Below are 13169 nucleotides of genomic sequence, written 5' to 3' on the forward strand. Positions count from 1 at the left end.
AATCAAGCCGCCGCGACTTCCACGACGCCGGCGTTCAGGCGCACCGGCCATACGCGCAGGCGCTGCTCCGGGTACTCCAGGCAACTGCCGTCTTCAAGACGGAAATGCTGCTTGTAGATCGGCGACGCCACCACCAGATCACCTTTGAGGCTGCCGATCAGTCCGCGGCCGATGACGTTCGCGCCGGATTGCGGATCATGGTTGTCGATGGCGTAGAGAGTGCGACCTTCGGCCTGCGGCAGGTAGAACAGCGCCACCTGCGCGCCGTCGAGCCAGACGACGACGCCGGAGTTGCTGACCAGATCCTGCTGGCTGCACACCGCCTGCCAGGCTTGAGCATTGGCCGCCGTGACAAGGGCGTTGACACGCTGGGTATTGGACTGACTCATCAGGCATTCTCCTCGGTGACAGGGATAAGGTTGAGTTCGGCGGCCATGATCGGCCGGCGTTGACCGCGTTCCTGAACAAAATGGATGTCCGGGTCCGGGCGTTTATCGTTGACGAAGGTGCGGAATCGCTTGAGTTTTTCCGGGTCTTTGAGGGCGTTGGCCCATTCGCATTCGTAGCGGTTGACCACCAGTTGCATCTGCGATTCGAGTTCTGCGCCGAGCCCTAGACTGTCGTTGATGATCACGTCCTTGAGGTAATCCAGGCCACCCTCCAGGCTTTCGCGCCAGACCGAGGTGCGCTGCAATTTGTCGGCGGTGCGGATGTAGAACATCAAGAACCGGTCGATGTAACGGATCAGGGTTTCATCGTCCAGGTCGGTGGCGAACAGCTCGGCGTGGCGTGGGCGCATGCCGCCATTACCGGCCACATAGAGGTTCCAGCCGTTCTCGGTGGCGATCACGCCCACGTCTTTGCTTTGCGCCTCGGCACATTCACGGGTGCAACCGGAGACCGCGAACTTGAGCTTGTGCGGCGAGCGCAGGCCTTTGTAGCGATCCTCGAGGGTCAGGGCCATTTTCACGCTGTCCTGCACGCCGTAACGGCACCAGGTGCTGCCCACGCAAGACTTCACCGTACGGGTCGATTTGCCATAGGCATGCCCGGTTTCGAAACCGGCCTCAATCAGCTCGGACCAGATGTCCGGCAACTGATGCAACTGCGCGCCGAACAGGTCGATCCGCTGGCCGCCGGTGATTTTGGTGTAGAGGTCGTATTTCTTCGCCACCACGCCGATCGCGATCAGTTTGTCGGCGGTGATCTCGCCCCCGGCGATGCGCGGCACTACCGAATAGGTACCGTTTTTCTGCATGTTGGCCATGAACGTGTCGTTGGTGTCCTGCAACGGCACCAGCGAGGCGTCCATGATCGGCTGGTTCCAGCACGAGGCGAGGATCGAGCCCACCGCCGGTTTGCACACGTCGCAACCGGTGTGGCCACGGCCGTGTTTGGCCAGCAGTTCTTCGAAGGTGATCACCCCTTCTACCCGCACCAGCGCGTAAAGCTCCTGACGGGTGTAGGCGAAGTGTTCGCACAGGCTCTTGTCGACACTGACGCCACGGGCAATCAATTCATGCTCGAACACTTGCTTTAGCAGCCCGGCACAACCACCGCAACCGGTGCAGGCCTTGGTCTGCGACTTGAGCAGGCCCAGGTCGGTGCAGCCACCGTCGATGGCCGAGCAGATCGAGCCCTTGGTGACGTTATGGCAAGAACACACCGTCGCCGCCTCAGGCAGCGCGCCCGGGCCCAAGGTTGGCGCACCGGTGGACGATGGCAGAATCAGGCTGGCAGGTTCCGACGGCAAGGCAATGCCGTTCTGCATGTATTGCAGCAAGGTGTCGTAATAGCTGTTGTCGCCGACCAGCACCGCGCCGAGCACGCGTTTGCTGTCAGCATCCACCACCAGGCGACGGTAGCTGGCCGTGGCTTCATCGATGAACTGATAGCTGCGCGCACCCGGCGTCTGGGCGTGAGCATCACCGATGGAGCCGACATCGACGCCGAGCAGTTTGAGCTTGGTCGACATGTCGGCGCCCTGGAACGGCTCCGCCACTTGATTACACAGCAGCGTCGCGACGCCACGGGCCATCTGATAACCGGGGGCGACCAGACCGAAGAGGCTGCCATTCCAAGCAGCGCACTCACCAATCGCATAGATATTCGGATCGCTGGTCAGGCACTGATCGTCAATCACCACGCCACCACGCGGACCGATGTCCAGCGCACATTGGCGGGCCAGCGCGTCTTGCGCGCGGATGCCGGCGGAGAACACGATCAGGTCGGCTTCGAGAAATTCGTCATTGGCAAAATTCATCCGGTAGCGGTACTGCTCGCCGGCACTGATCGACTGCGTGCCACGGGACAGATGCACACCCACGCCGAGCCGCTCGATTTGCGCTTTCAACGCCAAGCCACCCTGCTCGTCCAGCTGCACCGGCATCAGGCGTGGGGCAAATTCCACCACATGCGCTTCCAGGCCCAGGCTTTTCAGGGCATTGGCCGCTTCCAGACCGAGCAGACCACCGCCGACCACCACGCCACGCCGGGCATTGGCCGCCGCGGCACGAATCGCGTCGAGGTCTTCAAGGGTGCGATAGACCAGGCGCGAGTCGCCTTCTGCACCTTCAATAGGTGGCACGAAAGGATAAGAGCCGGTGGCCAGAACCAGTTTGTCGTACGAGACACAACCTTGTGCGGTGATCACCTGACGTCGCGCCCGGTCGATTTCCAGCACGGGCACGCCCAAATGCAGGGTGACGCCCGGCGTCTGATACAGAGAGGCTTCGCCCAGGGCCAGCGACTCGGCATCGCGACCGCCGAAATACTCGGACAGATGCACCCGGTCGTAGGCGCGCATCGGCTCTTCGCTGAAGACATGCAGGCGGTAATGGTCGAGGGCGCCGCGCTCGATGAGCTGCTCGACACAATGATGTCCGACCATGCCATTGCCGATCACGATCAGTGTTTGCAGTTTGTTCAACGCGGCAACATTGGAATTCATAGTAAGCACCCAGCCAAAGCCAATCACGGTTAAAAAAGCAAAAAAAAACGCCTGAAACCTCTCGGTTTCAGGCGTCTTTGCCTGTTCTTCGCGGTGTTCGACCTGGCGCCTTCGCCTGATCCACCGATGTTGCCCACGACCTGCTCGGCCGGTCGATCTCCGTTGATCGAGTGGGCTGCCCATCTTTTTCAGATGTTGCTGAAGGGAGAATGCAGCCTTTGTGCCAGACTGCGGTGTATGACTTCCTCAGTTCGGGAAAACCGACCTCTGAACGATGGGAGAAGGTGATAAACACCGCGCCCCAGGCGGGTCTCATCAGGCGCGAGTCAACTTTGCAGGCCCCCGCGAGCGGGTGGGCAGACGTTGGAACAAAAGGAAGGAGTAGCTCAGGAAACCGCTTCGCACTGGTGCAAGTTGTCAGGCATGGCTCTTTAAAAGTGCATGCGGCGGTCAGCGCTCGCGGCGAGTTTGCCCCCAGCAGCCTCGCAACTTTTCCGCCAACAGAGCTGCATCGCGCTGAGAATCATCAGCGACACTTCGTAATTAACGAATTATTGGTAAGGAATATTCGATTTTTCTTCGCTGCAATCTCCCCGTTAGCATGACTCCGTCGGCTCCAGAACACCTCCAGACAGGGAGAACGACATGCAACCCCTGAACATTGGTGAACCCTGGATGTGGGTCGCCTTCATCTTCTTCGTCGTCGCCATGCTGGCTTTGGATCTGTTTGTCTTCGGCGGGCGCAAGGCGCATCGGGTATCGGTGCGCGAGGCGACGTGCTGGGTAATTGCCTGGTGCGCGCTGGCGCTGGTCTTCGCCGGATTGCTCCGGTGGTACTTGAATGGCGAGTTCGGGCCCGAAATCGCCCAGCGCAAAATGCTGGAATTCCTCACGGGTTATTTCATCGAGCTGTCGCTGTCGATCGACAACATGTTCGTCTTCGTGATGATTTTCGGCTACTTCGCCGTACCGCCAGAGTTGCAGCGCCGAGTGTTGCTGTACGGTGTGCTTGGGGCAATCGTGATGCGGGGGGCGATGATTCTCGCCGGCGTGTGGCTGGTGTCGCAGTTCGCGTGGCTGCTGTATGTGTTCGGTGTGTTCCTGATCATCACCGGGATCAAAATGCTGACATTCGCCCATCAGCAGCCAGACCTCGATAAAAACCCTTTATTACGCTGGATACGCAGCCATCTGCGCGTCACCAATGAGTTTCATGGCGAACGTTTTTTTGTGGTGCAAGACGGTCGGCACTGGGTGACGCCGATGTTTCTGGTGCTGGTGCTGATCGAGGCCAGCGACCTGATGTTTGCGGTCGACAGCATCCCGGCGATCTTCGCCATCACCACCGATCCGTTCATTGTGTTCACGTCGAACATCTTCGCGATCATGGGCCTGCGTGCCCTGTACTTCCTGCTGGCCGACATGGCTGACCGCTTCCACCTGGTCAAATACGGTTTGGCGATCGTGCTGGTGTTCATTGGCGCCAAGATGACGCTGATGCCGTGGCTTCACATGCCGGTTGAATGGTCGCTGGCCGTTGTTGGCGGGATCATTCTGACTTCGGTGCTGTTGAGTCTGATCTTGACCCGCAAGGAGGATCAAATGCGATCCCTGTAGCGGCCGAATGCGATCTTTTGTCGTATTCGCCTGCCCTCACCTGATAATCTGAGCCCCCTTGCCTGCATGTCTCTGATGGATCATCGGCGCGCGAAGACGCGGTGATCACTTCACCCCTTTCAATCAAGACAACGGTGACTCTTTTGATCAGCAGCACCCCTGCATTTGCCCGCGATATCGACGGCAAAGCCATTTCTGCCCAGGTTCTCGACGAGGTCCGGGAAGAGGTTTTGGCCTTGGCCGGCCAGCAGATCTATCCCGCCCTGGCGGTCCTGTTGGTCGGCGACGACCCGGCCAGCCACGTTTATGTGCGCAACAAACTGCTGCGTGCCAAGGAAGTCGGCATCCGTTCCCTTGAATACCGTCTGCCGGAAACCGCCAGCCAGGCCCAGGTGCTGGAATTGATTGCGCAACTCAATGCCGATCCCACGGTGAATGGCATCCTGGTGCAACTGCCCTTGCCGGATGCTATCGATGAACAAGCAGTGATTCATGCCATCGACCCGATCAAGGACGTGGATGGTTTTCATCGGGAAAACGTCGGCGGGCTGGTGCAAGGCTTCGAGGTTCTGACCCCGTGCACGCCCAGCGGCTGCATGCGCCTGCTGCGCGAAACCTGCGGTGCTGACTTGAGCGGTTTGCACGCGGTGGTTATCGGCCGTTCGAACATTGTCGGTAAACCGATGGCGACCTTGCTGTTGCAGGCCAATTGCTCGGTTAGCGTGGTGCACTCGCGTAGCGTTGATGCCCCGGCGTTGTGCCGGTTGGCAGATATCGTGGTCGCGGCGGTGGGCCGGCCAGAATTGATCGACGCCAGTTGGCTCAAGCCCGGCGCGGTGGTGATCGATGTCGGCATCAACCGCATCGCCAGCGAGTCCGGCAACCGTCTGGTGGGCGATGTCGATTACGCCAGCGCCCGGACCGTCGCCCGTGCGATCACCCCGGTGCCCGGCGGCGTCGGGCCGATGACCATTGCCTACCTGCTGAAAAACACCCTGATCGCCAGCCACTTGCAACGCGCCGCGCTGGCCCGCGGGCAGCAGCCTGTGGACGACCTGGCGTTGAACTGAGCACACAATCAATTAAGACACGGACCCTGTGGGAGCGGGCTCGCCCGCGATGAGGGCGAGTCAGTCGATATCAATGTTGACTGATGCACCGCAATCGCGGGCAAGCCCGCTCCCACAGGGATTGTGCTTGACTGACATTGGGCTGTGTCTTGCACATTTTTTTGCGATTGGCCGTCGAAGACGCCGTTACTTCCCGGCGTGCAGCACTTGCGCTTGCGGCATCGCCGAAGAGTGGTGGTTGAGAATCTTCCACTGACCGCCCACTTGTTCATAGACGAACGTGTAACGGGCCTGCACCTGCCGGGTCTTGCCATCGGCCTCGGTCAGGAAAAAGGTGTAGACGCCGCTGTCCATCGCCACATTGGCGCCCAATGGACGGATCTCACGGTAGTTGATCTGCCCCACCGGCTTGAGCGCCATGAAGTGATCGAAGTAGTCCTTGATCTGCGCCGGGGTGGTGCGCACCTTATTGGAAACCGTTGGCTGCAGCACCGCGTTCGGCGCGTACAGGTCGACCACGCTCTGAACATTGCCGCTCTTCAACGCGCTATTCCATTGATCAAACAGTGCGGCGATTTCACGATCCTTCACGTTACCGGGCTGTTCGGCCACGCTGCTGTAAACGTAAGGCACTGCCTCCAACGCCTGGGCCAACGGGGCGGCCAGGGCGAACAACAGGGCAGCGATGGTTGAGGTCTTGAATTTCATTGCGCTATTCCAATGGTGGTCGATGGCCATACTGTGCCGCTCGAAACGCCGCCCGCCATCGGCCAACCGGAGTCATTTGCCTATGCCATTCGGCAGATAGCGCCCTGCCCCGTTAACAAGGTTTAATGACGCCCCTGCCCGAACGGGCGTGCCTGCGCCGGAACCCGCCCATGCAAATTCCTGATCATGACCCCGGCAGCGCCCTGGCCATTCGCACCCAGTATCGGCAATCGCAAAGTCGCGCCGCGCGGCTGCGGCTGCTGGTGGATACCGGCCAGGAACTGACGCAACTGGCCCCCGAAGCGATGCGCCAACGCGTGCTGCAACGGGCCTGTGCCTTCCTCGCGATGGACCACGCGCTGTTGCTGGAATGGGACGAGGATGCGCAGGTCAGGACCACCGCCAGTCACGGCAACCGTGATCGTTTAAACAGCCTCGAACACCTGGCCAATACCGCGATGCGCACTCCGCAATGGCAGGAGCAGCCGAGCGCGATCCTGCCCAATGTGCTGCGGGTGCCTTTGCGCGGTGGCGATGGCACGGCCTTCGGTGCGTTGGTGCTGGCCAACAGTGTCAGCATCAGTGCGCCGGACACCGAGGACATCGAATCCCTGCAATTGCTCGCCACCCTGCTGGCCGCACACCTGGAAAACCAGCGTCTGCTGGATGCACTGGTCGCCCGCGAACGCACCATGTCCGATTTGGTGCATCGGCTGTTCAGGGCACAGGAAGACGAACGCAAACGCATGGCCTACGACCTGCACGACGGCCTGGCGCAAACCCTCGCCGGGTTGCATCAGCGCCTGCAAGGTTTTGCCGGTCGCTGCCCGCCACTGCCCGAGGAACTCGGTGCGGACTTACAGACGATTCTTGCGTTGGCCCAGCATTGTGTCGGTGAAGGCCGACAATTGATCAGCGGCCTGCGCCCGACCGTGCTCGACGACTTTGGCTTGCTGAAGGCGGTCGACAAAGAAGCGGATCGCCTGCGTGACGCCGGGATCAAAGTGAACTGGAGTGCGCGTTGCGAAGCACGCTTGCCCAGCCAGGTGGAGATCGCCCTGTTCCGGATTGCTCAGGAAGGCATCAACAATATTCTCAAACATGCACAGGCCAGCCACGTGGTCTTGGCGCTGGAGTTGCACGAAGGACTGGCCTCGCTACGGGTGGACGATAACGGCAAAGGCTTTGCCATGGAACAACGACTCGACACCTGCGGCGCCCGGCACCTTGGGCTCGCCGCGATGCAGGAGCGTGCGAGCCTGCTGGAAGGTGATTTCACCTGCGTCAGCCATGCGCACCGCGGAACACAACTGCGCGCCACCGTGCCCTCCGACCTCAATGGAACAGCTCAATGACTGAAGTTTTACGTCTGGTTCTGGCGGACGATCATGAGGTCACCCGAACCGGCTTCGTCGCGCTGCTGGCGGGCCATCCGCAATTCGAAGTGGTCGGCCAGGCCCGCGATGGCCAGGAAGCAGTAGACGCGTGCGAGCGCCTGCTGCCCGACATCGTCATCCTCGACATTCGCATGCCCGTGCTCAACGGGTTGGGCGCGGCGCGGATTCTTCAGCAGCGGCTGCCGGCCCTGAAAGTGGTGATCTTCACCATGGACGACAGCCCGGATCACCTGGAAGCGGCGATGAATGCCGGTGCCGTGGGTTACCTGCTCAAAGACGCCAGTCGCGATGAAGTGATCAACGCCCTGCAACGCGTCGCCGCGGGTGAGGAAGCCCTCAATAGCGCCGTGAGCGCCCGTCTGCTACGGCGCATGACCGAACGCAACGCCAGTGGCGCCGCCCCTGCCGAAACCTTGACTGCCCGCGAACGCCAGGTCCTCGGATTGGTGGCCAGCGGTTTCAGCAACCGTGAAATCGGTGAAGAGCTCGGCATCACCACGGGAACGGCCAAGGCCCACGTGGAACGGGTCATCGGTAAACTCGGCGCCGCCGACCGAACCCAGGCCGCTGTCCGTGGCATCGCCTTGGGCCTGGTGACCCAGTCATGAAAGTTTCAAGCGCTCGCCGCTGGGCCGACCTGCCGTTACGCGGCAAAGCCCTCGTGGTGATTTCTCTGCCGTTGGTGATCCTGTTGCTCTCGCTGGTGCTGATCTACATCACCGAGCGTCAGACCGCACGCGCGGAAGAGGACGTGCGCCGAGTGCTGCTGGTGCAAGGCGACATTCAGGCGGTGCACACCCTGCTCGCCGAGGCCGCCGCCAGCGTGCGCGGTTATCTGCTGACCCGCCGCGAGGATTTCCTGCCGGGTTATCGGCAAGCCAAGCCCTTGATCGAATCGGCCCTGCGCCGGCTCGACAGCAACGTTCGCGATGAGCGAGTGCGTAAACATCTGGAGGCGATCACGCCGCTGATCGACACCAAGGTCGAGGGTCTGGTTGAACTGCTCGATGATCGCAGCGCCACACCCGAGTCGATCACCACGATCCTGATCAACAACAAGCACATCCTCGACGAATTGCGCGAACGCATCAGCGCTATGCGCACCCTTGAAGACACGCTGCTGGCCGAACGTACTGCGGCGGCCGCCTCCACTCGACAACGCCTGTTGTTCTCTACCCTGCTGGCCGCCGCTTGCGGGCTGTTTGGCGCCATTGTGGCGGTACTGTTTCTGTCCAAGGGCATCGTCGCCCGGGTCAAACAGGTCCAGGGCAACGCACAACGGCTGGCACTCGGTCAGCCATTACTGCCGCAACCGCCGGAGAACGATGAGATTGGTCAACTGGGCACTCGTCTGGTCGAAGCCGGGCTGTTGCTGGCCGAACGTGAACGGGCGTTGCGCGACAACGAAGAACGCCTGCGGCTGATCATCGACGGGGTGAAGGACTACGGTATTTTCGCCCTCGACACGCGGGGCTTCGTTACCAGTTGGAATGCGGGCGCCGAACGGATCAAGGGTTACACGGAGCAAGAAATCGTCGGCCAGCATTTCTCGGTGTTTTATCTGTCGCAAGAATGCCCGCAGCATCCCGACATGGCGCTACGCGAGGCCACTCGCGACGGTCATTACATGGAAGAGGCGTGGCGTTGTCGCAAGGATGGCAGCCGCTTCTGGGCCAGTGTGGTAATTACCGCGCAATACGATAGCAGTGGCGCCCTGCGCGGTTTTTCCAAGATCACCCGCGACATCACCGATCGCCGTGCGGCCGAGATCGCGCTGAGCACCGCACGGGAAGAAGCCGAGCGTGCCAGCCGCGCCAAAAGTGAATTTCTGTCGCGCATGAGCCACGAACTGCGTACCCCGCTCAACTCTATTCTCGGCTTCGCGCAACTGCTGGACATGGACTCGCCCAAGGGACAGCGGGCGCAGATCGGTCACATCCTGAGGGCCGGGCAACACCTGCTGACCTTGATCAACGAGGTGCTGGACATCGCCAAGATCGAGGCCGGGCGCCTGCCACTCAACGTTGAAGCCGTGCCTTTGGCGGTGGTGCTGCAAGAAGCCCTGACACTGGTGTCCCCAATGGCCTGCGACGCCGGCATTCAGCTGGTTGAGCTGCCGATGCTGGCCGCCGACAGCGGAATCGTCGCTGATCGGCAACGCCTGGTTCAGGTGCTGCTCAACCTGTTGTCCAACGCGATCAAATACAACCGGCCCCAGGGCCAGGTGCACATCGAAGTCAGGGTTATTCAACAGCGAATTGCCGTGTCGGTCTGCGATACCGGCAAGGGCATTGCGGCCGAGCGACTGGAGCAACTGTTCAAGCCGTTCGAGCGCCTGGAGACTGATCCGAACGTGGAAGGCACCGGCCTGGGCCTGGCCTTGAGCAAGAGTCTGCTGGAAATGATGAACGGCAGCCTGACCGTAAAAAGCCAGCCCGGCGCAGGCTCCAGTTTCACCTTGGAACTGCCCTTCGTGCGCCTGCAGCCAGCCATCGAACCGCCAGCGGCACGCATCAGCCACCCAACGGTTACGGCCGCCCTCACCGCCCCCGATTACCAGGGCAAAGTGCTGTGCATCGAAGACAATCTTTCGAGCCTGGCCCTGATCGAAACCCTGCTGCAACGACGACCGCACATCCAGTTGCTTTCAAGTATGCAGGGGCAAATGGGTCTGGACCTGGCTCGTCAACATGCGCCGCAGCTGATTTTGCTCGACGTGGCGCTGCCGGATCTTGATGGTTTCAATGTTCTGCATCGCTTGCGCCAGTCTTCAATCACCCGTGCCATTCCAGTGCTGATGATCACCGCCGATGCCAGCGACCTCACTCATCTGGCGTTGCTGGAAGCGGGAGCGACGGCGGTGCTGACCAAGCCGATTAACATCCCTTCATTCCTCGCCCATCTTGACCAGCATCTACCGGAGCCCGTGTGAACACTGACCTGCGCATTCTGATCATCGACGACCAACGGCCCAACCTCGATTTGATGGAGCAGCTGCTTGTCCGCGAAGGGCTGACCAATGTACTGAGCAGCACCCAGCCGCTGCGAACCCTGGACCTGTTCAACAGCTTCGAGCCTGACCTGGTGATTCTTGACCTGCACATGCCGGAGTTCGACGGCTTTGCCGTACTGGAACAACTCAACCGGCGCATCCCGACCGGCGAATACCTGCCGATCCTCGTGCTCACCGCTGACGCCACCCGCGATACCCGACTACGCGCGCTGGCCCTGGGCGCCAAAGACTTCATCAGCAAGCCACTGGATGCCCTGGAAACCATGCTGCGCGTCTGGAACCTGCTTGAAACCCGCGCGCTGTATAAAGCCTTGCGCACCCTGGTCCCGGCAGATCAGATCGAGTTGCTGCGCCAGTTAAAGCCGCACCCAGTTAGCTGACTGAAGGGGCGGAATCACTGACGCTTTGCTACTGAATGTCAGGTCACGGGGCTGGCTCGGTATTTTGGCGACCGGTTGCAGAAAGCCCAGCAAGGCCTGCTGGGTGTCATTCCAGGCCGTCGGGTGTTCCATATCGAGGAAGTGCCCGGCGTTCTTGATGGTCTGAAACTGAGCATGACGGCTATGAGCTGCAAAAAGACGGGCGTCTTCCACCGAGGTGTACTCATCCCGTTCGCCGTTGATAAACAGCAGCGGAACTTCGATGGCATCGGCACAGGAAACGTAGCAGTGAGTGTCCTGGGTCAGCACCTCATTGACGTGAAAATGCATCTGTTGGTATTCGTGTTCGTCCAGGCTACTGACATGGCGCTCATTGAAACGCTTGAACAGCGACGGCAGATGCTTGCCGATAGTGCTGTTGATCAAGCGCCCGACATTGCGCCGATCGCACGCCTGGAGAAAATCCCGGCCGCTCTCCAGATAATCGCGCATCGGTGTGTTGATCCGCGCAGCGAATGAACTGATCACCGCCTTTTCGATTCGTTGTGGGCGCTGCGCCAGCGCCAGCAAAGTCGCCGCCCCGCCCCAGGAAAAGGACAGTACATGCTGCACGCGAAAGTGCTCGATCAACTCCAGCAGGATTGCGGCCTCGTCTTCCTTGCGGATCGGCTGGTCATGCTGGTTGTGTTGTTTCGATTGCCCGGCGTAGGGCTGATCGTAGAGGACCACATTGAAACGTGGCCGCAGGTAACGCACCGTTTGAGCAAAGGATGCGGTCGTTGCCAGCGAGCCGTTGACCAGAATGATGGTCTTTTCGGCGGCGGAGTTGAGATAGTGCTCGGTATAAACCTTGTACTTCTTACCGATCTCGACGATGGCAGTCTTCAGCATCATTTCATTCTCTTCCTTGAACAAATTGGATCAACACCCAGCGTGAATGACTATCCGGCTTCCTCCGGGCAAGCCTGACAGCAAGAACCAGCGACAACGGTACAAGGGCGCTGAGATGAACGCCATGACCAACAAGTCACAAACCGACCAGTGGTTCACAGTTAAGCAGGGATTTTCCCGTCTGCAAGTACGCAGGCTTGAAAGTGGCGGCGCTGACGCCCTACCGACATCCGTCTATGATTGTTCATTACCCCCTCAATCCACCGAGGAGTTGAAAGATGTCGCTGACGCTTTACTACCATCCGCTGGCGTCGTTCTGCCACAAAGTGCTCATCGCGCTCTACGAAAACGGCACCGAATTCGAGAGAAGAATCATCGATCTCGGGGACGCTGCCGACAGCGCAGAACTTCGGGCATTGTGGCCAATCGGAAAGTTCCCGATTATTCGCGACCATGTTCACCAGCGGAATCTGCCGGAGTCCAGCATCATCATCGAGTACCTGGATCGACGGTATCCAGGCAAGCACAGACTGGTTCCAGACGATTGGGATAGCGCGCTGGAGGTCCGCTTATGGGATCGTTTCTTCGACCATTATGTACAAGTGCCGATGCAACAGATTGTCAGTGATCGACTACACGCGACCAACGGTGATTTGAGCAGAGAGCGGTCCACACTGGAAACGGCGTACGGCATGCTCGATCGCCGGATGGCGTCCAGAATCTGGGTGGCCAGCCCGGAGTTCAGCATGGCCGATTGCGCCGCCGCCCCGGCACTTTTCTATGCCAGCACGCTCGTGCCGTTCCCCGACGACTACGGCCACTTGAACGCCTATTTCGACAGGTTGGTACAGAGACCGTCATTTCAGCGGGTGATCGACGAAGCCAGGCCCTGGTTTTCGTTGTACCCGTTTGCGGATGCCATCGAGCAACGGTTTCGTGAGGCGCCGGACAATGCATGACCAGCAATTGGTTGTAATGCGATCCGTAGCAACTGCCAAAGCCTGCTTCGGCCTTGTAGCAGCTGGCGAAGCCTGCGTTCGGCTGCGAAGCAGTCGCAAAATCAGGCATTGCGGTCCATCAGGCACACTGTGCACTCAGGGTTTACGACTGCTACGCAGCCGAACGCAGGCTTCGCCAGCTGCT

The 13169-nt window shown here is 60.2% G+C and carries 11 protein-coding genes; 7 read left to right on the forward strand and 4 right to left on the reverse strand.

Annotated features, from left to right (window positions below; translation table 11 throughout):
* Nucleotides 1-2 precede the first annotated feature (2 nt).
* Together nirD and nirB are read right to left on the reverse strand one after the other, a co-directional pair.
* Nucleotides 3-389, reverse strand: a complete 387-nt coding sequence (gene nirD, locus KGB18_RS12180) for a nitrite reductase small subunit NirD (RefSeq protein ID WP_123721826.1) — start codon at nucleotides 387-389, stop codon at nucleotides 3-5.
* Entirely contained in the window at nucleotides 389-2950 is a 2562-nt protein-coding gene (gene nirB / locus KGB18_RS12185) for a nitrite reductase large subunit NirB (RefSeq protein ID WP_123721825.1), read from the reverse strand. Before nirB ends, nirD begins: the two co-directional genes overlap by 1 nt.
* A gap of 645 nt (nucleotides 2951-3595) precedes the next feature.
* Here nirB and KGB18_RS12190 point away from each other — a divergent pair.
* Together KGB18_RS12190 and folD are read left to right on the forward strand one after the other, a co-directional pair.
* The gene (locus tag KGB18_RS12190; RefSeq protein WP_317850973.1) at nucleotides 3596-4567 is read left to right on the forward strand and encodes a TerC family protein; all 972 of its coding nucleotides are present in this window, start codon (nucleotides 3596-3598) and stop codon (nucleotides 4565-4567) included.
* A gap of 143 nt (nucleotides 4568-4710) precedes the next feature.
* Entirely contained in the window at nucleotides 4711-5637 is a 927-nt protein-coding gene (gene folD / locus KGB18_RS12195; protein ID WP_187326457.1) for a bifunctional methylenetetrahydrofolate dehydrogenase/methenyltetrahydrofolate cyclohydrolase FolD, read from the forward strand.
* 186 nt (nucleotides 5638-5823) lie between these two features.
* Here folD and KGB18_RS12200 read toward each other — a convergent pair whose 3' ends face one another.
* Nucleotides 5824-6345 (reverse strand): SgcJ/EcaC family oxidoreductase, encoded by a 522-nt coding sequence (locus KGB18_RS12200; RefSeq protein ID WP_123721822.1) that lies wholly within the window; start codon nucleotides 6343-6345, stop codon nucleotides 5824-5826.
* 170 nt (nucleotides 6346-6515) lie between these two features.
* On the opposite strand from KGB18_RS12200, the gene KGB18_RS12205 reads away from it, so the two are divergent.
* Genes KGB18_RS12205 through KGB18_RS12220 form a run of 4 tightly spaced genes read left to right on the forward strand, consistent with a single transcriptional unit; the run spans nucleotide 6516 to nucleotide 11135 of the window.
* Nucleotides 6516-7700: a sensor histidine kinase gene (locus KGB18_RS12205; RefSeq protein WP_123721821.1), complete on the forward strand. Its 1185-nt coding sequence runs from the start codon at nucleotides 6516-6518 to the stop codon at nucleotides 7698-7700.
* Complete coding sequence (locus tag KGB18_RS12210; RefSeq protein WP_123721820.1) at nucleotides 7697-8350, forward strand: response regulator; 654 nt, start codon at nucleotides 7697-7699, stop codon at nucleotides 8348-8350. The genes KGB18_RS12205 and KGB18_RS12210 overlap by 4 nt, the downstream gene beginning before the upstream one ends.
* A complete protein-coding gene (locus KGB18_RS12215; protein WP_201062144.1) occupies nucleotides 8347-10674 on the forward strand; it encodes an ATP-binding protein in 2328 nt (775 codons plus the stop codon). The genes KGB18_RS12210 and KGB18_RS12215 overlap by 4 nt, the downstream gene beginning before the upstream one ends.
* On the forward strand, nucleotides 10671-11135 hold the full coding sequence (locus KGB18_RS12220; RefSeq protein WP_007901111.1) for a response regulator: 465 nt from the start codon (nucleotides 10671-10673) through the stop codon (nucleotides 11133-11135). Before KGB18_RS12215 ends, KGB18_RS12220 begins: the two co-directional genes overlap by 4 nt.
* Here the strand turns inward: KGB18_RS12220 and KGB18_RS12225 are convergent.
* The gene (locus KGB18_RS12225) at nucleotides 11112-12029 is read right to left on the reverse strand and encodes an alpha/beta fold hydrolase (RefSeq protein WP_123721818.1); all 918 of its coding nucleotides are present in this window, start codon (nucleotides 12027-12029) and stop codon (nucleotides 11112-11114) included. The genes KGB18_RS12220 and KGB18_RS12225 overlap by 24 nt on opposite strands.
* 275 nt (nucleotides 12030-12304) lie before the next feature.
* Here KGB18_RS12225 and KGB18_RS12230 point away from each other — a divergent pair, with 275 nt between their 5' ends.
* Nucleotides 12305-12985, forward strand: a complete 681-nt coding sequence (locus KGB18_RS12230; protein WP_123721817.1) for a glutathione S-transferase family protein — start codon at nucleotides 12305-12307, stop codon at nucleotides 12983-12985.
* Nucleotides 12986-13169 lie beyond the last annotated feature (184 nt).

Origin of the sequence: Pseudomonas sp. BF-R-26, from assembly GCF_019947395.1 — a bacterium.
GTDB classification, from domain to species: Bacteria; Pseudomonadota; Gammaproteobacteria; order Pseudomonadales; family Pseudomonadaceae; genus Aquipseudomonas; species Aquipseudomonas farris.

Coding starts and splice junctions, on each gene's coding strand:
- KGB18_RS12210 (WP_123721820.1), top strand. CDS start 7,697: ATGACTGAAGTTTTACGTCTGGTTCTGGCGGACGATCATGAGGTCACC.
- nirD (WP_123721826.1), bottom strand. CDS start 389: ATGAGTCAGTCCAATACCCAGCGTGTCAACGCCCTTGTCACGGCGGCC.
- KGB18_RS12225 (WP_123721818.1), bottom strand. CDS start 12,029: ATGATGCTGAAGACTGCCATCGTCGAGATCGGTAAGAAGTACAAGGTT.
- KGB18_RS12200 (WP_123721822.1), bottom strand. CDS start 6,345: ATGAAATTCAAGACCTCAACCATCGCTGCCCTGTTGTTCGCCCTGGCC.
- KGB18_RS12205 (WP_123721821.1), top strand. CDS start 6,516: ATGCAAATTCCTGATCATGACCCCGGCAGCGCCCTGGCCATTCGCACC.
- KGB18_RS12190 (WP_317850973.1), top strand. CDS start 3,596: ATGCAACCCCTGAACATTGGTGAACCCTGGATGTGGGTCGCCTTCATC.
- KGB18_RS12215 (WP_201062144.1), top strand. CDS start 8,347: ATGAAAGTTTCAAGCGCTCGCCGCTGGGCCGACCTGCCGTTACGCGGC.
- nirB (WP_123721825.1), bottom strand. CDS start 2,950: ATGAATTCCAATGTTGCCGCGTTGAACAAACTGCAAACACTGATCGTG.
- KGB18_RS12230 (WP_123721817.1), top strand. CDS start 12,305: ATGTCGCTGACGCTTTACTACCATCCGCTGGCGTCGTTCTGCCACAAA.